A 20,897-nucleotide genomic window follows, 5' to 3' on the forward strand; every position below is an offset into this window, starting at 1 on the left:
GGTGGCCGTCCTGGGGGCGGTCGCGGCGGCGGCGGTCGTCTCGGCGGTCGTTTCGGTCGCCATGGTCGGTCGTCAGCCTCCGGTGCCGATGCGGTTGGCGCGGGTGAGCAGCCAGAAGAGGAAGGGCGCGCCCAGCACGCCGGTGACGACGCCGACCGGCAGCTCCGTGTCCGGCACGATCGTGCGCGCGACGACGTCGCTGGCCAGCACCATCAGCGCGCCGGTGAGCGCCGAGGCCACCAGCGGAGGCCAGGCGAGTCCGGCCAGGCGCTGCGCGATCTGCGGGGCGGCGAGCGAGACGAACGCGACCGGGCCGGCCGCCGCCGCGGCGAACGCGACCAGGCAGACGCCGGCCAGCAGCAGCACGAGGCGCGCCGCGTGCACCGGGACGCCGATCCCGCGGGCGAGGTCGTCGCCGAGCTGCAGTGCCTGGGCCCACCGGTGCAGGGCCAGGACCGGCGGCACCAGCACCGCCATCGCCACGGCGAGCGGGACGACGTTCTCCCAGCCCCGCCCGTTGATGTTGCCGACCAGCCAGCCGACCGCCTCCTGCGCCTGGTAGACGTTCGCCCTGGCCAGCAGGAACTGGGTGAGGCTCGCGCAGATCCATGACACGGCGACGCCGACGAGCACGATCCGGTACCCGGTGGTGCCGCCCTTCCAGGCCAGCAGGTAGATCGCGAGCGCGGTGGCGACCGCGCCGGCGAGCGAGAGCCCGAGCGCCCCGGCCGGCGACTCGAGGCCCAGCACGATGCCGGCGACGACGGCGGTCGTCCCGCCGGCGGTGATGCCGATCGTGTCGGGGCTGGCCAGCGGGTTGCGGGTGATGGTCTGCAGCAGCGCGCCCCCGATTCCGAACGCGATCCCGACGAGCAGGCCGACGAGCACCCGGGGCAGCCGCAGGTCCTGGACGATGAACACCGCGTCCGGGCTCCCGGTGCCGAAGATCCCGCCGAGGACCTCGCCGACCCCGAGGCCGAAGTCGCCGATCATCACGTCCCCGCACAGCGCCGCGAACGTCAGCGCGGCGAGCGCGGCGCACACCGCGACGAGGCGGCCGCGCAGGACCCCGGAGACCGGTGGGCGGCGTAGCCGGAACGTCGTCCGGCCGCCGAGCCGGCCGACCGGGTGGGCCGGCGTGGCCGTCGTCGTCGTGGCGGCCGCCGACGCCGGCGGGATGGTCTGGGCCGCCGTCATCGTCGAGCCTCGGGTTCGTTCCGGCGCGTGCTCGCTCCCACGCTCACGACAGCTCCGCGAGCCGGCGGCGCCGGATGAGGACGATGAAGAACGGCGCGCCGAGCGCTGCGGCGATCACCCCGACCTGCACCTCCTGGGGACGGGCGACCACCCGGCCGAGCACGTCGGCGCCGAGCAGCAGGCAGGGCGCCAGCGTCATCGAGAACGGCAGCAGCCAGCGGTTGTCCGGCCCGACCAGCAGGCGCGCCACATGCGGGACGAGCAGGCCGATGAACACGATCGGGCCGGCGACCGCGACGGCCGCGCCGGTCAGCAGGGTGACGGCCACCGCGCCGGTCACCCGCGTCAGCCGGGGGCGGCGTCCCAGCGCCGCGGCGACGTCGTCGCCGAGCATCAGGCTGTTCATCGCCGGCGCGAGCCCGAGCGCGAGCCCCACGCCGACGAGGAAGAACGGCAGCACCTGCCACAGGACGTCGGCGTCCTGGCCGGCGAGCGAGCCGACGGCCCAGAACCGGTAGCGGTCGAGGGCCTCGGCGTCGACGAGCACGATGCCACTGGACAGCGAGTTCAGCAGGGCGGTGAGCGCCACACCCGCCAGCGCGAGCTTCGCCGGCGTCGACCCGCCGCCGCCGGTCCCGCCGAGCAGGTAGACGACGACGCTCGCGACGAGCGCGCCGGCGAAGGTGAACCAGATGTAGCCGTAGAGCGAGCTGACGCCGAGGAACGCGACGGCGACGACGGTGGCGAACCCGGCGCCGGCGGAGACGCCGAGCAGGCCCGGGTCGGCGAGCGGGTTGCGCGTCAGGCCCTGCATCACGGCGCCCGCGAGGCCCAGCGCCGCGCCGGCGAGCAGGCCGAGCGCGGTACGCGGGATCCGCACGTCCCACACGATCGCGTCGACCTCGCCGTCGCCCCGGTCGACGAGCGCCCGCGCGACGTCGCCGAGCGGGATGGAGCGCGTCCCGTAGGCGATCGACAGCAGGCACAGGAACGCCAGCGCCAGGACCGTGGCCACCAGCAGCCCCGTCAGCCGCGCGGTCCGCGACCGTCCGGGGCCGGCGACGCCCGCGCGGGCGCGTGTGGCCGGCGCGTCCCGCTCACGGCCCGCCGCTGATGCCGCCGCGAACGCCGTCGCGGACGCCGTCGAAACGGCGCGCGTTGCGTCGGCCGCCGCCTGCCCACTCAACTGATCTCCACAATCCGCCCTGGCCAGGACCGATCCGTCATCGGTCGCTTAACTTAGGCTAACCAGCATTGATTCGCACGAACCGTGCTTCCCGCGGTCCGGGATCGCCGAAGCCCATGATTGCCGAAGAGGAGCCGATGCCTACGATGACCGAGGCCGTCTCATCCGCCGGGCCGCGTCGTCGGCGTCGGGGAGCTGGACGGCGGGCAGGCGCCCGGCCCGCCGGCCGTGTGGCGCGGCTGGTGGCGCCGGTGGCACTTGTGGGCGCGCTGCTGCTGGCCGCCTGCGGGGGCGGCGGCGGGGGAGGCGCGACGGCCGGCGGCGGCACGGGCGTGGCGGGCGCGACGGCCACGGCCGAGCCCGGCGCGTTCCCGGTCACGATCGAGCACAAGTACGGCGGCACGGAGCTCGACGAGGCACCCCAGCGGGTCGTCACCCTCGGCCTGTCCGATCACGAGCCGGTGCTCGCGTTCGGCGTCCGGCCGGTGGGCGCGATCGACTGGTACGGCGAGCGGCCCTACGGCATCTGGCCGTGGACCGACAAGCTGTGGGGCGACGCCCGCCCGGAGATCGTCGGTCAGCGCGAGGACTTCAACGTCGAGAAGATCGCCAGGCTGCGGCCCGACCTGATCATCGCGCTGTACACGGGGATGAGCGAGCAGCAGTACAAGACGCTGTCGCGGATCGCGCCGGTCGTCGCCCAGCCGAAGGACTACGACGACTACGGCGCTCCCTGGACCGTGATGACCACGATGGTGGGCGAGGCGCTCGGTCAGCCCGCGAAGGCCAAGGAGCTGATCGCCGGGGTGGAGAAGCACCTCGCCGACGCGCGGGCCGCGCACCCCGAGTTCGCCGGCCAGACGGTGGCCGTCGCGGACAGCACCGCGCCGGGCACCTACTCGGTCTTCTCGCCGACCGACCCCAAGTCGATCATCCTGGCCGGCCTCGGCTTCCAGGTGCCCGACGAGATCGGCGCGCTCGCCGACGGCAAGTTCTCCGTCCCCATCAGCGCGGAGCGCCTCGACCTGGTCGACGCCGACCGGCTCGTCTGGCTGGTCGGCGACGACACCGTCGAGGGACGGATCAAGGCCGACCCGGTCTACCAGCGGCTCGCCGTCGCCCGGGAGGACCGCGCCGTGTTCCTGCCCTACGGACGGCCGGTCCCGATCGGCGGCGCGCTCTCGTTCGGCACCGTGCTGAGCATCCCGTGGGCCGTCGACCAGATCGTCCCGCGCCTGGTCGCCTGAGCGCCCCGGGCACGGCGCCCGGGCGTACGCGCCCGGGCGGCCAGGACCGCCTTCCTCCAGGGCCCACCGCCCGCTGTCCGCCGACCGAACCGCCGGCTCGCCTCCCAGGCCAGCCCGCAGAACCCGGACCGTCGTCGCCGCCGGCCCGGTCAACGGGAGCAGATGCAGACATGACCGCTGAGGCCGCGGGCACCAGGCTGCCGCTGACGGCTGCGCAGGCCGGGATCTGGCGCGCGCAGCAGTTCGAGCCGGACAGCCTCGCCTTCACGATCGCCGGCTACATGGACATCCAGGGCCAGGTCGACCTCGACCGGCTGGCCGCCGCGATCGAACAAGCCGTCGCCGACGCCCGCGTGCTGCACGTCCGGTTCGAGGAGGTCGACGGCCAGCCGGTCCAGGTGACCGAGCCGCTGGAGCGGTGGACCGTGCCGGTGACGGACCTGCGCGGCGAGCCCGACCCGACCGCGGCCGCGCTCGCGTGGATCCGGGCCGACATGACGGCCCGGATGGACCTGGCGCGCCCGGGCCTGTTCGCCCAGCGGCTCCTGCGGGTCAGCGACGACCACACCCTCTGGTATCACCGCTACCACCACATCCTGCTCGACGGCTACGGCTTCGGCGTGATGGGCGTGCACGTCGCGAACCTCTACAACGCGAGCCTGCCAGGCGCGACCGCCCCGGCCGACGAGCCGGGCGGCATGTGGAGCCTGTCGACGTTCACCGCGATCGACGCCGAGTACCGCGCCTCCGAGGCACATGCCGCCGACCGCGCGTGGTGGCTCGCCAGGTTCGCCGACCGCCCGGAACCCACCCGCCTCGTCGAGCCGACCGGGCTGCCGCCCACCCGGATCGACCGGCGCAGCGCCGTCCTCACCTCCGAGCACACGATCGCGCTGCGCGCGGCGGCCGGCCGGATGGGGGTGCGGCTGTCGCGGCTCGCCGTCGCCGCCGTGGCCGCCTACGTCCACCGGGTCACCGGCGCCACCGAGATCGTGCTCGCGCTGCCGGTGACGGCGCGCGTCGACGAGCGGCTGCTGGTCATGCCGGGGATGGCGTCGAACGTCCTGCCGCTGCGGGTGACCGTGCGCCCCGAGACCACCGCGGCCGAGCTGGTCAGGGCGGTCGCCGGGGAGCTGCGCCAGGTGCTGCCCCGTTCCCGCTACCGCGGCGAGGACCTGGCCCGCGAGCTCAGACTTGGTGACGGGGTGACCGGGCTGGCCGGGCTGGCCGGGCCGACGGTCAACATCCTGCCGCACGACCCGGGCCGCACCTTCGGCGACTGCCCCTCGGTCGGCGTGGTGCTCTCGTTCGGGCCGGTGCACGACCTGTCGATCGCCATCTACGATCAGCCCGACGACGTCGGGCTGCGCTTCGACCTGGACGTCGACGCAGCCGCCTGCGCCCCCGAGGAGCTCGAGGGCCACCGGCGCCGGCTGGCCGCCACGCTCGACGCGCTCGCCGCCGACCCTGACCGGCGGATCTGCGACCTCGACCTGCTCACCGCCGAGGAGCGGCACCAACTGCTCGTCGACTTCTCGGACGCGACCCTGGACCCGGAGCGGGAGGCCGCCCTGGGCGCGGGGGACGTGACCTGGCCGGGCGCGTTCGAGCACCAGGCCGCCCGCCGCCCGGACGCCGTCGCCGTCGTGTGCGAGGACGAGCGGCTCACCTACGCCGAGCTCGACGCCGCGGCGAACCGGCTGGCCCGGGCGCTGCTCGCCCGCGGGATCGGCGCCGGCGACGTCGTCGCGCTCGGGCTGCCCCGCCGGGCGGGGCTGGTCACCGCGGTGCTCGGCGTCCTGAAGGCCGGCGCCGCCTACCTGCCGCTCGACCTGGACCACCCGGCCGAGCGGCTCCTCTACATGATCGAGGACGCCGGCGCCCGCGCCGTCCTCACCGTCGCCGACCTGGCGGCCGACCTCCCCGACCTCTCCGACCTCCCCGGTCTCGCCGGGAGGCCCGTGGAGGTGGTCGTGCTCGACGCGCCGGCCGTCATCGCCGAGCTGGCCGGACAGGACGGCGGGCCGCTCGCCGCCGGCGAGGGCCACCGGGCGCTGCCGGGACTCGACCACGCCGCCTACGTGATCTACACGTCCGGCTCGACGGGGCGGCCGAAGGGCGTCGTCGTCACCCATGACGGCATCGGCAGCCTGATCGCCACCGCCGTCGACCGGCTCGGGGTCGACGAGCACAGCCGGATCCTGCAGTTCGCCTCGATCGGGTTCGACGTGGCGGTCTGGGACCTGGTCATGGCCCTGTGCGTCGGCGGGCGGGTCGTGGTGGTGCCGAGCGAGCGCCGCGAGGCCGGAGCCGCGCTCACCGACTACGCCCACGCGCACGGCGCCACCCACATGATCCTTCCACCGTCGCTGGTCGCCGCGTTGCCTGCCGGGGCCGAGCTGCCCGCCGGCGCGGTCCTCGTCGTCGGCACCGAGGCGGTCCCCGCCGAGCTGGTCGCCCGCTGGTCGGGCCGGCTGCGGGTGGTCGTCGCCTACGGCCTCACGGAGGCGACGGTCAACTCGACGCTGTGGCTGGCCGGCTGGGAGGCCGGCGGCCGGACCGGTGCCGGCCAGACCGCCGAGGGCCGGGCCGCCAGCGGCCAGATGGCCGAGGGCCGGGCCGCCGACGGCGCGACGGAGGCCGCCGGCCCGCCGCCGATCGGCCGGCCTGACCCGAACACCCGCGCCTACGTCCTCGACCCGGCGCTGCGGCCGGTCCCCGTCGGCGCCGCCGGCGACCTCTACGTCGCCGGCCGCGGGCTCGCCCGCGGTTACCACGGCCGGGCGGCGCTGAGTGCCGAGCGGTTCGTCGCCGACCCGTACGGCCCGCCGGGCTCCCGGATGTACCGCACGGGTGACCGGGCCCGCTGGCGCCTTGACGGCAACCTGGACTTCCTCGGCCGCTCCGACCGGCAGGTGAAGATCCGCGGCCTGCGGATCGAGCCGGGCGAGGTCGAGGGCGCGCTGATGCGCCAGCCGGGTGTCGGGGCGGCGGCCGTCGTCGCCCGGCGCAACCGGCGCGGCGTGCTCGCGCTCGTCGGCTACGCCGTCCCCGCCACGGCGCAGGGCACGCCGACGGGGGAGGGGCTGCGCGCGGCGCTCGCCGCGTCGCTGCCGGAGCACCTGGTGCCGAGCGCCGTCGTCGTGCTCGACGGGCCGCTGCCGCTCACCCCGAACGGCAAGCTCGACGTCGACGCGCTGCCGGCCCCCGAGCTGTCCGGACCGGTCCCGGCCGAGGCCCTCCCGGTGACGGCGACGCAGCGGCTGCTCGCCGACCTGTTCGCCGAGCTGCTCGGCGTGGACCAGGTCGGCCCGCGCGACAGCTTCCTGGACCTCGGCGGAGACAGCATCGTCGCGATGCAGCTCGTCAACCGGGCCCGCCGCGCCAACCTGCGGATCACCCCGCGCGACGTCTTCCGTCACCGCACGGTCGAGGCGCTGGCCGAGGCCGCCGACGAGCGCGGCCCCGCCGAGAGCCCGGCCGCCGCGCCCGCCGCCGCCCCCGCCCCCGGCCGGGAGGCCGCCGGTCTGCCCGCGGACGCTGGGCTCGTCGACTTCCCGGTCACCGACGTGGTGGCGGCGACGCCACTGCAGCGCGGCCTGTACTTCCACGCGATGTTCGACCCGGACGCGGCCGACGCCTACACCGTCCAGCAGGTCGTCGAGCTGGTCGGCCCAATGGACGCCGCCGCGCTGCGCGGCGCCGTGACCGCGCTGACGGCCCGCCACGAGCCGCTGCGCATGGCCTTCCGCCAGCGCGCGGGCGGCGAGCTGCTCGCCCTCGTCGCCGCCGACGCCCCGGTCGGGTGGCGCGAGGCCGACCTGTCCGCCGATCCCGACCCGGCCGGCGCCGCCGAAGCGGCGGCCGCCGAGGACCGGGCCGCCCGGTTCGACCTGGCCCGCCCGCCGCTGCTGCGCGCGAGCCTGCTGCGCCTCGCGGGTGAGCGCCACCAGCTGGTGCTCACCCTGCACCACCTGGTCGCCGACGGCTGGTCGGTGCCCCTGCTGATCCGGGACCTGCTAGCCCTCTACGCGCCGCACGGCGCCGCCGCCCTGCTGCCGCCGCTGCCGCGCTACCGGGCCTATGCGGAGTGGCTGGCCGCGCAGGACGTCGAGGGCTCCGTCGCCGCCTGGCGGGCCGCGCTCGACGGCGCGGAGCCGACCCTGCTCGCCGCCGCCGGACTCGCCGGCCCCGACGGCGCCGCGCTGGCCGCCCCCGCCGAGCCGGTGGAGATCGACGCCCCGGTCGACGGGGTGACGACGACGGCGCTGACCGCCGTGCTGCGCGCCCGCGGCCTGACGCTGGCGACCGCGGCGCAGGCCGCGTGGGGCCTGGTGCTCGGCCGGCTCACCGGCCGCGGCGACGTCCTGTTCGGGACGACGGTCGCCGGCCGGACGGCCGACGTCGACGGCATCGAGTCGATGGTCGGCCTGTTCGTCAACACGATCCCGGTCCGGCTGCGCTGGTCGCCGGGGCAGGGCCTCGCCGACGTCGTCGACGGCCTGCAGCAGGAGGCGCTGAGCCTCGTCGAGCACCAGCACGTCGGCCTCGCCGACGTCCAGCGCGCCGCCGGGCATGGCGACCTGTTCGACACCCTCGTCGTCTTCGAGAACTACCCGGTGAACCGGGACCGCGGCGGCGTCGCCCCGCTGCTCGACGTCGGAGACGTCCGGTTCTTCGGCGGCAGCCACTACCCGCTCGAACTCACGGTCCTGCCCGGCGGCCAGACCGGCCAGGCCGGCCAGGGCGGCTCCGGCGGGCTGACGCTGCGGCTGCGGTTCGACCCGGCGCGGCTGCCCGAGGCCACGGCTCGCGGCCTGCTCGACGCGGTCGCCGCCGTGCTGCGCACGCTCGCGGCCCAGCCGGACCGGCCCGCGGGGCTGGTCGACCTGGTGCCCGCCGACTCCGTCGCCCTCGCCGGGGCCGTCGAGCCGCTGCCCGTCGAGCCGCTGCCCGACGAGACCCTGCTCGACGCGTTCGACCGCCAGGCCGCGGCGACCCCGGACGCGCCGGCCGTCGTCGCCGTCGGCGACGGCGCGCCCGCGCGGCTGACCTACCGGGAACTGTCCGAACGGGCCGACGCGCTCGCCGCCGCGCTGCGTGGCCGCGGCGCCGGGCCGGACCGTGTGGTCGCGGTCGCCGTGCCCCGCTCGGCCGAGCTGATGGTCGCGCTCTACGGCGTCCTGCGTTCCGGCGCGGCCTACCTGCCGGTCGACCTCGACCACCCGGCCGACCGGGTCACCCACCTGCTCGCCGACTCGGGCGCCCGCCTGGTGGTCACCACCCCGGCCGCCGCGGCGCTGCTGCCGGCCGTGCCCGGCGGTCCGGAGCCGGTGCTCGTCGACGCCGCCGCGCGGGCAGCGGACGCGCCGGCCGCGAGCCTGCCCGCCGCGCGGCCGGCGCCGGGCGACGCCGCCTACGTGATCTACACCTCCGGGTCGACGGGCCGGCCGAAGGGCGTCGTCGTCAGCCACCGGGCGATCGTCAACCGGCTGCGCTGGATGCAGGCGGCCTTCCCGCTCGGCCCCGCCGACCGGGTGCTGCAGAAGACCCCGGCGAGCTTCGACGTCTCCGTCTGGGAGTTCTTCTGGGCGCCCCGCGAGGGCGCCGCGGTGGTGCTCGCCCGGCCCGACGGGCACGGCGACCCGGCTCATCTGGCCGAGGTCGTGCGCGCCGAGGGGGTCACGGTCGCGCACTTCGTCCCGTCGATGCTGTCCGCGTACCTGCGCGCCGCGGCCGTCGACCCGGGCGTGGTCCGGCTGCCGTCGCTGCGCCGGGTGTTCGCCAGCGGCGAGGCGCTGCCCGCCGACCTGGCCCGCGGCTGGCACCGGGCGACCGGGACCGAGCTGGTCAACCTGTACGGGCCGACGGAGGCCGCCGTCGACGTCACCTGGTGGCCCGCCGCGCCCGACGGCGAACAGGAGGTCGACGGCCCGTCGGTGCCGATCGGGCTGCCGGTGGCCAACACCGGGCTGCGGGTACTCGACCCGTTCCTGCGGCCGGTGCCCGTCGGCGTCGCCGGCGAGCTGTACCTGACCGGCGTCCAGCTCGCCCGCGGCTACCACGGCCGGGCGGCGCTCACCGCCGAGCGGTTCGTCGCCGACCCGTCCGGCGCGCCCGGCGCCCGGATGTACCGCACCGGCGACCTCGTCCGCCGCCGCGCCGATGACGCCCTCGTCTACCTGGGCCGCGCCGACGACCAGGTGAAGATCCGCGGCAACCGCGTCGAGCTCGGCGAGATTGAGGCCGCCCTCGCCGCCGTGCCCGTGGTCGCCGCCGCGGCCGCCGCCGTCCGCCCGTCCCCGGCCGGGGAGCCGGCCCTCGTCGGCTACGTCGTCCCCGCCTCTGGCGCCGCCCCCGACCAGGCCGCCATCCTCGCCGCCGTCGCCACCCGCCTGCCGGCGCCGATGGTCCCGTCGGCGGTGGTGCCGCTCGACGCCCTCCCGCTCATGCCGAACGGCAAGCTGGACCGCGCCGCCCTCCCGCCGTTCCCGGCGGCGCCCGCCCAGGAGCAGGCGGGATCCGCGCCGGCGGGGACGGGCAGCCAGGTCGCGGACGCCGCCCGGCTGCTCGCCGACGTGTACCGCTCGGTGCTGCGGCTCGACGCGGTGGCGCCGGGCGACGACTTCTTCGTCCTCGGCGGGGACAGCATCAGCTCGATCAGCGTCGCCACCCTGGCCCGCTCGCGGGGCCTGCCGGTCAGCCCGCGCGACGTCTTCACCCACCGCACGCCGGCGGCGCTGGCCTCGGCGCTGCCCGCCGAGGCGCTCGCCGGCGCCACGGGGCCGGCACCCGCGCCCGTGCCCGCTCGGCCGGCGGGCGACGGCGTCGGTGACGTGCCGCCGCTGCCGATCGTGCACGAGCTGCGCGAGCGCCGCGGGGACACCGACCGGTTCGCGCTGCCGATGCTGGTCAGGACCCCCGCCGGCGCCACCGAGGCGTCCCTTGCCGCCGTCCTGTCGGCCGTCCTGGACCGGCACGACGGGCTGCGGCTGCGCCGCTCCCGGATCGCCGGCGTGCTCTGGTCGTTCGCGACGACCCCGGCCGGCTCGGTGGACGCCGCCGAGCTGCTGCGCCGGGTGCCGATGCCCGCCGGCGCGGACGGGGACGCGGTGGCCGCGCTCGTCCGGGCCGAGTACGCGGCCGCGCTGGCGGAGCTGTCCCCGGACGACGGCCGGATGCTGCGCGCCGTCTGGTTCGACGCCGGCCGGGAGCACCCCGGCCGCCTGCTGCTCGTCGCCCATCACCTGGTGGTCGACGGGGTGTCCTGGCGGATCCTGCTGGAGGACCTGGGCGTAGCCGCGCGCCAGGTGGCCGCGGGGCAGGCGCCGGCGCTCGAGGACGTGTGGACGTCGCTGCGCGCCTTCGCGACGGCCGCCTCTCTGGAGGCGCAGGCGCCGCGGCGGCTTGGCGAGCTGACGCACTGGACGCGGACGCTGCTCCCGGACGCCGAGCTCGTTCCCGGCGCCCGCGTCACGGGGACGGTCGGGTCCGCCGGTCGTCGCCGGCTGCGCCTGTCCGTGCCCGAGACCGCCCCGCTGCTCGCCGAGCTTCCGATCGCCGCGCGGGCCAACGTCGCCGCGGTGCTGCTCGCCGCGCTGCGCCTCGCTGTCACCCGATGGCGGGCCGGGGTCGTCGTGACCGCGGGCGAGGCCGGCGCCGCCGGTGGCGCGCGGCCGGAGCTCGGTGATCCGGAGGCTGACCTGCTCGTCGATCTCGAGGGGCACGGCCGGGACGGGATCGACGACGAGGCGATCGAGCTGGCTCGTACCGTCGGCTGGTTCACCACGATCCACCCGGTGCGCCTGCCGGCTGGCGCGGACGAGCCGGTGGCCGCCGTCCGCAGCACGTACGCGGCGATGGACGCGGCGCCGGACAAGGGGTTCGGCTACGGCCTGCTGCGCCACCTCAACGCGCAGGTCGCGCCGCTGCTCGCGGCGGCGGCCCGCCCCCAGGTGCTGTTCAACTACCTGGGACGGATGCTCGCCGGCTACGACGTCGACTGGGCGCCGGCCGTCGAGGTCGACGCGCTCGCCGCGCTCGCGGGCGACGACCTGCCCGGGGCGGACCTGGGCCTCACCCACGTGCTGCAGATCGACGTGATCTGCGAGGAGTGGCCGGACGGGCCCCGGCTCGTCGCGTCCTGGACCTGGGACCCGGCCGCGCTGAGCGACGACGAGGCCAGCCGGCTCGGCGACGAGTGGCTGGCGGCGCTGCGCGCGTTCGCCCGGTCGTCGCCCCCCGCCGCCGGCGACAGCGACGGCATCGGCGACGGCATCGGCACCGGCCTGGCCGGGCCGAGCGCGGGCGGGCTCACCCCGGCGAGCCTGGCCCACCTGGCGCTCACCCAGGAGGAGATGGACCGGGTCGTCGCCGCGAGCCCGGTGGGCGTCGAGGACATCTGGCCGCTCGCCCCGCTGCAGGAGGGCCTGTTCTTCCACTCGACGTACGACCGCGGTGAGGTCGACGTCTACACCGAGCAGGCCGTGTTCGACCTGTCCTACCGGGTCGACCTGGCCCGGCTGCGGGCGGCGGTCGCGGCGCTGCTCGCCCGCAACGCGCCGCTGCGCGCCGGGTTCACCAGCGACGGGCTGCCCGAGCCGGTCCAGTTCATCGGCGCCGAGGTGCCCCCGCCGGTCGAGGAGATCGACCTCGCCGGCCTCGGCCCGGCGGCGCGGGAGCGCGCGCTGGCCGAGCTGATGGCCGCCGACCGGACCCGCCGGTTCGACCTCGCACGCCCGCCGCTGCTGCGGGTCCTGCTCGTCCGGCTCGGCGAGGACCGGGACCGGATCGTGCTGTCCCACCACTTCCTGCTCTGGGACGGCTGGTCGGAGGGCCTCGTCCTCGGCCAGCTGTTCGCCCTCTACGAGTCCGGCGGCGACGACACGGACCTGGCGCCCGCCGGCTCCTACCGCGACTACCTCGGCTGGCTGCGTGGCCGCGACGCCGGCGAGGCCGCGCGGGCCTGGCGGGCGGCGTTCGCCGGGTTCGACGCGCCGGCGCTGGTCGGCTCGGCCGAGCGGCGCGCGCCCCGGCTGCCGGTCCGCCGCCGCGTCGAGCTGTCCGCCGAGCGCAGCGACCGGCTGCGCGCCGGGGCCCGCCGCGCGGGGGTCACGCTCAACACGGTCCTCAACGCGGCCTGGTCGCTGGTGCTGTCGGCCGTCACCGGCTCGCCCGACGTCGTGTTCGGCACCACGGTGGCCGGCCGGCCCGACGAGATCCCGAACATCGAGCGCGCCGTCGGCATGTTCCTCAACACCGTGCCGGTGCGGGTCGCGCTGGATCCGCGCGAGCAGGTCGGGGCGTTGCTGCGCCGCGTCCAGGCCGAGCGGACCCGGCTGATGGACCACGAGTACCTGGGACTGGGCGCGATCCAGCAGGCCGTCGGCCGGGGCCAGCTGTTCGACACGCTCTACGTTCTGCAGAACTTCGCCGACGAGGAGGCGTTCGCGTTCTTCCGCGACCGCTACGGCATCCTCGACGACTCCAGCATCGACGCGACCCACTATCCCCTGACGCTGATCGTCACCCCGACTCCGGCGATCCGGGTCGCCCTCGACGTGCGCGACGACATCGTCGCCGTCCAGACGGGTGACGAGCTGCTGTCCCGGTTCGTCGCGCTGCTCGACCGGCTGCTCGCCGACCTCACCACGCCGGTCGCCCAGGTCGGCCAGGCGGGCCAGCTCGACCGCGCGGGGGAGCCGGGCGGCGGAGCCGACCCGCTCGGCGGGAGCGGCCGAGACGAGGCGCCCGGCGGGGCCGAGGCGGCACGTCCCGACCCGTTCGGCGGGCTCGGTGAGCTCGAGCGCCGGCGGCTGGCCGCCGACGCGGCGGCGACCCGCCACCCGCTGCCCGACGACACGGTGGCCGACCTGCTCGCCGAGCGGGCCGAGGCCACCCCGGGCCTGGTGGCGCTGGTACTCGGCGACGAGCGCGTCACCTACGCCGAGCTCGACGCCCGGATCAACCGGCTGGCGCGGCTGCTGCTCGCCAGGGGCGCTGGCCCCGAGAGCGTCGTCGCGCTCGCGCTGGGGCGTTCCGTCGACATGGTGGTCGCGCTGTTCGCCGTGCTGCGCACCGGCGCCGGCTACCTGCCCCTGGAACTCGACCATCCGGCCGACCGGCTGCGGTACATGGTCGACGACGCCGCCGCCCGCTGGGTCGTCACCACGGCCGCCGTCGCCACCCGCCTCGGCCTGCCCGAGGACACCCGGATCACCCTCGACGGCCCGGCCGTCGTCGCCGAGCTGGCCGCGCTGCCCGCCGGGCGCCTCGGCGACGCCGAGCGGCCGGCCTTCGCCCGCGGGCTCGCGCACCGGCTCGACCACCCGGCCTATGTGATCTACACGTCCGGGTCGACCGGCCGGCCCAAGGGCGTCGTCACCCCGTACCGGGGCCTGACGAACATGCAGCTCAACCACCGCGAGGCGATCTTCGGCCCGGTGGTGCGGACCTCCCAGATCGACTCCGCAAGCTCCCAGACCTCCCAGATCGACTCCGCAAGCTCCGTCGATCCGGCAGGGACCCCGGATCCGGCAGGGACCCCGGATCCGGCAGGGACCCCGGCGGCGGGCGGGCGCCGGCTGCGGATCGCGCACACGGTGTCGTTCGCGTTCGACATGTCCTGGGAGGAGCTGCTCTGGCTCGTCGAGGGCCACGAGGTGCACATCTGCGACGAGGAGCTGCGCCGCGACGCGACCGCCCTGGTCGCCTACTGCGACACGCACCGGATCGACGTCGTCAACGTGACCCCGTCGTACGCGCAGGTGCTCTTCGACGAGGGGCTGCTCCTGGCCTCCGGAGCCGGCGAGGCCGACCCGGGAGGGACCGCGGACGGGCCGTCGGGCGGCGGGCGGCGGCACCGGCCGCCGCTGGTGCTGCTGGGCGGCGAGGCCGTGTCCGACGCCGTCTGGGAGCGGCTGCGCGACACCGACGGCACCGTTGGCTACAACCTCTACGGCCCGACCGAGTACACGATCAACACCCTCGGCGGCGGCACGCTCGACAGCGACACCCCGACCGTCGGCCGGCCGATCTGGAACACCGACGCCCACGTCCTCGACGGCTGGCTGCGCCCGGTTCCCGTCGGCGTCCCCGGCGAGCTGTACATCAGCGGCGCGGGCCTCGCCCGCGGCTACCTCGGCCAGGCGGGGCTGACCGCGTCCCGCTTCGTCGCCAACCCGTTCGTCGCCAGCCCGTTCGGCGCGCCGGCAGCCGGGGCCGCCGAAGGCGCGCCCGAGGAGCCCGGTGGCGTTCCCCCCGGCCGGGGCGCCCGGATGTACCGCACCGGCGACCTCGTGCGCCGCCGTCCCGACGGCAACCTCGACTTCCTGGGCCGCACCGACGACCAGGTCAAGATCCGGGGCTACCGGGTCGAGCTCGGCGAGATCACCGCGGTGCTGGCGGCCCACCCGGCCGTCGCGCACGCGGCGGTGATCGTCAGCCCGGCCGGCGGCGGTACCAGCACCGGCGCCTCCTTTGGCTCTGACCCCGCCGGCCATGCCCCCGCTGCCGGTGCTGGTACCGCCGCCTCGGCGCGCCTCGTCGCCTACGTCGTCGCCACGGCCGCCACGGCCGTCGAGGCCGTCGATGACGGCGCCGCGGACGACCCGGAGGCCTTCGCCGACGCGCTGCGCCGCTACCTGGCCGACCGGCTGCCGCCGTACATGGTGCCGAGCGGCTTCGTCGTGCTCGACGCGCTGCCGCTGACGACCAACGGCAAGCTGGACGTCCGGGCGCTGCCCGACGCCGCGCGCCCGGCGGGCCGGCGCGGGCCGTCACGGCCGGCGGCGAGCGAGCAGGAGAAGGTGCTGCTCGGGCTGTTCGGCGAACTGCTCGGGGTGCCCGACCTCGGCGTCGACGACAGCTTCTTCGACGCCGGCGGCCACTCGCTGCTCGCGATCCGGCTGGTCAGCCGCGCCCGGCGCGCCCTCGGCGTCGACCTGTCGCTGCGGGACCTGTTCGAGGCGCCGACCGCCGCCGCGCTCGCCGTGCGCGCTGGTGGCGAGCCGCCGGCGCACCGCCCCGAGCTGGTGGCCCTCGCGCCGGGCGACCGGCCGGCGCGGCCGCCGCTGTCGTACGCGCAGCGCCGGCTGTGGCTCGCGCAGGCGATGACACCCGAGTCGGGCGCGTACAACTACCCCCTGCTCCTGAACGTCTTCGGTGGCCTGGACCCGGCCGCGCTGCGCCAGGCGCTGACGGACGTGATCACGAAGCACGAGGTCCTGCGGACCGTCATCGAGGTCGTCGACGGGCGTCCGTACCAGCGGATCCTGCCCTCCGCCGCGCCGCCCGCGATCGAGTGGCTCGACATGACCGACCTCGCGCAGCAGGACGGGGCGAGCGGGCCGGGCATGACGTCGGCGATCCGCCGGGTGGCCGAGCGCCCCTTCGACCTGGCCACCGAGCCGCCGCTGCGGGCCGCCGTCTTCCGGCTCGACCACGAGCACGAGCTGCTCGCCCTCGTCGCGCACCACATCGCCATCGACGAGTGGTCCGACCTGCCGCTGCTCGCCGACCTCACGACCTCGTACGGCCGGCACACCGCGGGCGGCGCCGCCGGCCGGGCCGACGAGGCCGCTCCGGAGCTCGCGCCGCTGCCCGTCCAGTACGCCGACTACGCCCTCTGGCAGCGCCGGCTGCTCGGCGACCGGTCCGACCCGGCGAGCCTCGCCCGCCGCCAGCTGGACTTCTGGCGCGAGGCGCTGCGCGGGCTGCCCGAGGAGATCACCCTGCCGGCCGACCGGCCGCGCCCCGCCCGGCCGAGCCTGCGCGGTGACACGGCACAGGTGACGCTGCCCGCCGCCACGGGGCGCGGGCTGCGCGAGCTCGCCAGGGCGACCGGGACCAGCCTGTTCATGGTCACCCAGGCACTGGTCGGGGCCCTGCTGCACCGCGTCGGCGCGGGTGACGACATCCCGCTGGGCGCCCCGGTCGCCGGCCGGTCCGACCCGGCGCTCGACAACCTGGTCGGCTTCTTCGTCAACACGCTGGTGCTGCGGACCGACCTGTCCGGCGACCCGACGTTCACCGAGCTGCTCGCCCGGGTGCGCGAGACGGACCTGGCCGCGTTCGCCCACCAGGACGTGCCGTTCGACCTGGTCGTGGACGAGCTCAACCCCGTCCGCTCCGCGGCGCGCAACCCGCTGTTCCAGGTGATGGTCGTCCACCGGGCCGCGCCGGCCGGGCTGCCCGGCGTGAACCGCCGCGGCGGCTTCGAGTTCGGCGGCCTGGCCGCGAGCCTGGAGGAGCCCCCGCCGGGCGAGTCCAAGTTCGACCTCGTCTTCGGCCTCGTCGAGGGCCCGACCGGCGAGATGACCCTGCGGCTGAAGTACCGCGTGGACCTGTTCGAGTACGCGAGCGCCCGGCTGCTGCTCGACCGGCTGGTCCGGCTCGCCGACGCGGCCGCCGCGACCCCGGCGGCGCGGGTCGGCGAGGTCGAGCTGATGAGCGACGCCGAGCGCCACCGGGCGCTGTCCGGCTACGCGAACGCGGTGCCCGTCGACGAGGCGACGCTGCCGGAGCTGTTCGCCCGCCGCGTCGCCGAGTGGCCGGACGCCGTCGCCGTCGTCGACGGGGGTGACGGCGACCGGGAGGTCACCTACGCCGAGCTCGACGAGCGGGCGGGCAGGATCGCCGCGCTGCTGGCCCGGCGTGGCGTCGGGCGCGAGGACGTCGTCGGCGTCGCCCTGTCCCGCTCGGCGGACCTGGTCGCGACGGTCCTCGCGGTGCTGCGCCGCGGCGCCGCGTTCCTGCCGCTCGACCTCGCCCACCCGGCCGACCGGGTCGCCTACATGGTCCGCGACTCGGGCGCCGCGCTCGTCGTGGCGACCACGGCCGCCACGCTGCCGCCGCTCGGCGGCGCTGGCCGCCTCGACCTCGACGACCCGGCCGTCGTGGCGGAGCTCGCCGGACCAACCGGACCGGCGGAGACCGCGCCGGTCCCGGTCGGGCTCGCGAACGCCGCCTACGTGATCTACACGTCCGGCTCGACGGGGCGGCCGAAGGGCGTCGTCGTCCCGCACGACGGCGTCGGCAGCCTCGTCGCGACGGCCACCGACCGCGACCGGCTCGGCGTCACCCGGCACAGCCGCGTCCTGCAGTTCGCGTCGATCGGCTTCGACGTCGCCGTGTGGGACCTGGTGATGTCGCTGTGCGTCGGCGGGGCGCTCGTGCTCGTCCCCGACGAGGCGCGGGTGCCCGGGGGCGAGCTCACCGACTTCGTGCGCCGGACCCGGGTCACCCACCTGATCCTGCCGCCGTCGCTGGTCGCCGCCCTGCCCGCGGACGCCGAGCTGCCCCGGGGGGCGACCCTGCTGGTCGGCACCGAGACCGTGCCACCCGAGGTGATCGTCCGCTGGAACGGTCACCTGCGGGTCTTCGCCGCCTATGGGCTCACCGAGGCGTCGGTGAACTCGACGCTGTGGCGGCCCCGGTACGACTGGTCCGCGGGGCCCGTCCCGATCGGCCAGCCGGACCCGAACACCGTCACCTACGTGCTCGACGACCGGCTGCGGCCGGTGCCCCCGGGGGTCGTCGGTGAGCTCTACGTCGGGGGGCGGGGGCTCGCCCGCGGTTACCTCGGCCAGCCGGGGCTGACCGCGTCCCGGTTCGTCCCCGACCCGTTCGGCCCGCCCGGCTCCCGGATGTACCGGACCGGCGACCGGGCCCGCGTCCGCCCCGGCGACCTGGGCCCCGGCGGCCCGGTCGTGCTGGACTTCCTCGGCCGCCTCGACGACCAGGTCAAGATCCGCGGCTACCGGATCGAGCTGGGCGAGGTCGCGGCGGCGCTGACGAGGCACCCACGGGTCGGCCAGGCCGCCGCGGTCGTCCGGACCTCCCAGATCGACTCCGCAAGCTCCGGCGATCCGGCGGGGACCCCGGATCCGGCAGGAACCCCGCGTCCCGGTGACCTGGCCCGCCTCGTCGGCTACCTGACGGTCGCGGACGGCGCGGACGGCCCGCCTGACCACGGCGAGGTACGGGCGCTGGCCGCCGAGGTGCTGCCCGACTACATGGTCCCGTCCGCGCTGGTCACGCTGCCCGGGCCGCTGCCGCTCACCCCGAACGGCAAGCTGGACCACCGGGCGCTTCCCGCGCCAGACCTGGCCGGCGCGGTTGGCCGCGACGCGGCGACCACGCCCGCGCAGCGGACTCTGGCCACCCTGTTCGCCGAGGTGCTCGGCCTCGCCCACACGGCCCCGGCCGGGGGAGCGGCCCAGGTCGGGATTCACGACGACTTCTTCGAGCTGGGCGGGCACTCGATACTCTCGATGCGCCTGCTCGGCCGGATCCGGGCCGTCCTCGGCGTCGACCTGGCGATCCGCGACGTCTTCGAGGCGCCGACGGTCGCCGAGCTCGCCGAGCGGCTCACGGGCGCCGGCGCGGCCCGCCCGGCGTTGCTGGAGTTCACCGAGCGCCGCCGCGCCGCCGCGCGGGCGCTCTCGGCGCGGGGCGCCGTCGGCCAGGGCGGCACGCCTGAGAGCGGGGCCTGGCCGCTGGCGCCCGTCCAGCGCCACCAGTGGTCGCGCTACCGGGCGGCCGGCGACACCGCGCGCTACGACGTCGCGCTCGTGCTGCGCCCGGCCGGCGGAGACGCGCTGGATGAGCGGGCGCTCGCCGCCGCGCTGCGCGACGTCGCGGCGCGCCACGAGCCGCTGCGCACCGTCGTCGAGGAGCGCGGCGGCGTCGCCTACCGACGCCTGCTCGACGCCCCGGCGCCGAGCACGCTGCCCGAGCGGGTCGAGGTGCCCCCCGGCGGCGTCGACGCGCGTGTCGGCGAGCTCGTCCGTACCCGGCCGGAGCTCGCGGTGGCCCCGCCTCTGCGGGCCTGGCTGCTCGAGGACGGTGCCGGCGACCAGGCGCTGCTGCTCGCCGTCCACTACCTCGCCGTCGACGAGTGGTCGGTCGTCCCGCTCGCCCGGGACCTGGGCGTCGCGTACGCGGCCCAGCTGGCCGGCGCCGAGCCCGGCTTCGAGCCGCTGCCCGTCGGCTACGGCGACTACGCCGCCTGGGCCGGCGAGGTGCTCGGCGACCCGGCGGATCCGGCCAGCGCCGCCGGCCGTCAACTGGCCTACTGGCGGGACGCGCTCGCGGGCCTGCCCGCGGAGGTCCCCCTGCCGTTCGACCGGCCACGCCGGGGAGCCGCGACGGGCGAGGGCGACTTCGTCGAGATCGTGCTGGATCCGGAGCTGCACCGGGCCGTCGACCGGCTGGCTCGCCGCAACGGCGCCAGCATGTTCATGGTGCTGCAGGCCGCGTTCGCCGCGCTGCTGACCGCGCGCGGCGCGGGCACCGACCTGCCGATCGCGACGATGGTCGCCGGTCGGACCGAGGACGCGCTCGGCGACGTCGTCGGCTGCCTGTTCAACACGGTCCTGCTGCGCACCGACACCAGCGGTGACCCGACGTTCGGCGAGCTGCTCGCCCGGGTCCGCGAGACCGACCTGGACGCCTTCGACCGCCAGGACGTCCCGTTCGACCTGGTCCTCGCGGATCTCGCCGCCCACGGCGTCGCGACGGGCCCGTCCATGACCCGGCCGCAGATTGTGATCATTCACCACGAGGAGGCCCCGCTCGCGGCGCTCGGCGAGGCCGCCCCGGCCTCGCCGGCGGGGCGGGAGACCGCCGCGACGCCGGCCCGCGCCGGCGCGGGCTCGGGCGCGCCTCGCGGGGATGGAGGCTCACCAGGGACGACCGTGCCGGCGGTGGCGCGGGAGTTCGGGTTCCAGCCGTTCCCGGTGCCGGTCTCCCGCGCCGACCTGGTGTTCGGCTTCTACGAGCCGCGCGCCGACCGGCCGGTCCACTGCCACCTGGCCTACGACCCGGACCTGTTCGACCGGCGGACCGTCGAGGGCCTGGCCGCCGACCTGCTGGCCCTGCTCGCCGCGGCCCTCGCCGAGCCGGCCCGCCCGCTGTCCGCGCTGGACGCGCCCGCGACCAGCGACCACCCCCACGAGAAGGGCGCCTGATCAGCGATGTCCACCAACCCGTTCGACGACCCGGACGGCACCTTCCTGGTGCTGGTCAACGACGAGGGCCAGCACTCCCTGTGGCCGTCGTTCGCCCAGGTCCCCGCCGGCTGGTCCACCGTGTTCGGCCCCGGCCCGCGCCAGGAGGCCCTCGACTACGTCGAGGCCAACTGGACCGACCTGCGTCCCCGCTCCCTCGTCACCGCGACCGACCAGCGGCCCTGAGGCCCGCGCGGTCCCCGGCCCGGGGGGGCGGGCCGGGGCGCCCCGCGCGGCGCCCCCCCCCGCCCCGCCCCC

5 protein-coding genes and 1 pseudogene are annotated in these 20,897 nt (G+C 76.7%); 4 read left to right on the top strand and 2 right to left on the bottom strand.

Going from position 1 to position 20,897, the window contains the following annotated elements:
• Positions 1 to 72 precede the first annotated feature (72 nt).
• Both I6A81_RS35820 and I6A81_RS35825 read right to left on the bottom strand, forming a co-directional pair.
• The gene (locus tag I6A81_RS35820; RefSeq protein WP_203004701.1) at positions 73 to 1,197 is read right to left on the bottom strand and encodes a FecCD family ABC transporter permease; all 1,125 of its coding nucleotides are present in this window, start codon (positions 1,195 to 1,197) and stop codon (positions 73 to 75) included.
• A gap of 43 nt (positions 1,198 to 1,240) precedes the next feature.
• The gene (locus tag I6A81_RS35825; RefSeq protein ID WP_407661435.1) at positions 1,241 to 2,227 is read right to left on the bottom strand and encodes a FecCD family ABC transporter permease; all 987 of its coding nucleotides are present in this window, start codon (positions 2,225 to 2,227) and stop codon (positions 1,241 to 1,243) included.
• Between the two features lie 407 nt (positions 2,228 to 2,634).
• On the opposite strand from I6A81_RS35825, the gene I6A81_RS35830 reads away from it, so the two are divergent.
• The 4 genes and pseudogenes from I6A81_RS35830 to I6A81_RS35840 all read left to right on the top strand — a co-directional run bounded on the left by I6A81_RS35830 (position 2,635) and on the right by I6A81_RS35840 (position 20,825).
• Complete coding sequence (locus I6A81_RS35830; protein ID WP_203004702.1) at positions 2,635 to 3,630, top strand: iron-siderophore ABC transporter substrate-binding protein; 996 nt, start codon at positions 2,635 to 2,637, stop codon at positions 3,628 to 3,630.
• Between the two features lie 170 nt (positions 3,631 to 3,800).
• Positions 3,801 to 8,519, top strand: a pseudogene (locus I6A81_RS46535) (condensation domain-containing protein); the annotation flags it as partial.
• A gap of 3 nt (positions 8,520 to 8,522) precedes the next feature.
• Positions 8,523 to 20,600 (top strand): amino acid adenylation domain-containing protein, encoded by a 12,078-nt coding sequence (locus I6A81_RS35835; protein WP_456319696.1) that lies wholly within the window; start codon positions 8,523 to 8,525, stop codon positions 20,598 to 20,600.
• A 6-nt stretch (positions 20,601 to 20,606) separates the two neighbouring features.
• Positions 20,607 to 20,825 carry an MbtH family protein gene (locus I6A81_RS35840; RefSeq protein WP_203007720.1) on the top strand — a complete coding sequence of 73 codons (219 nt, stop codon included), beginning with the start codon at positions 20,607 to 20,609 and terminating at the stop codon, positions 20,823 to 20,825.
• The last annotated feature ends 72 nt before the right edge of the window (positions 20,826 to 20,897 follow it).

This window comes from Frankia nepalensis, from assembly GCF_016786325.1.
GTDB lineage: Bacteria > Actinomycetota > Actinomycetes > Frankiales > Frankiaceae > Pseudofrankia > Pseudofrankia nepalensis.

Coding starts and splice junctions, on each gene's coding strand:
- I6A81_RS35840 (WP_203007720.1), top strand. CDS start 20,607: ATGTCCACCAACCCGTTCGACGACCCGGACGGCACCTTCCTGGTGCTG.
- I6A81_RS35820 (WP_203004701.1), bottom strand. CDS start 1,197: ATGACGGCGGCCCAGACCATCCCGCCGGCGTCGGCGGCCGCCACGACG.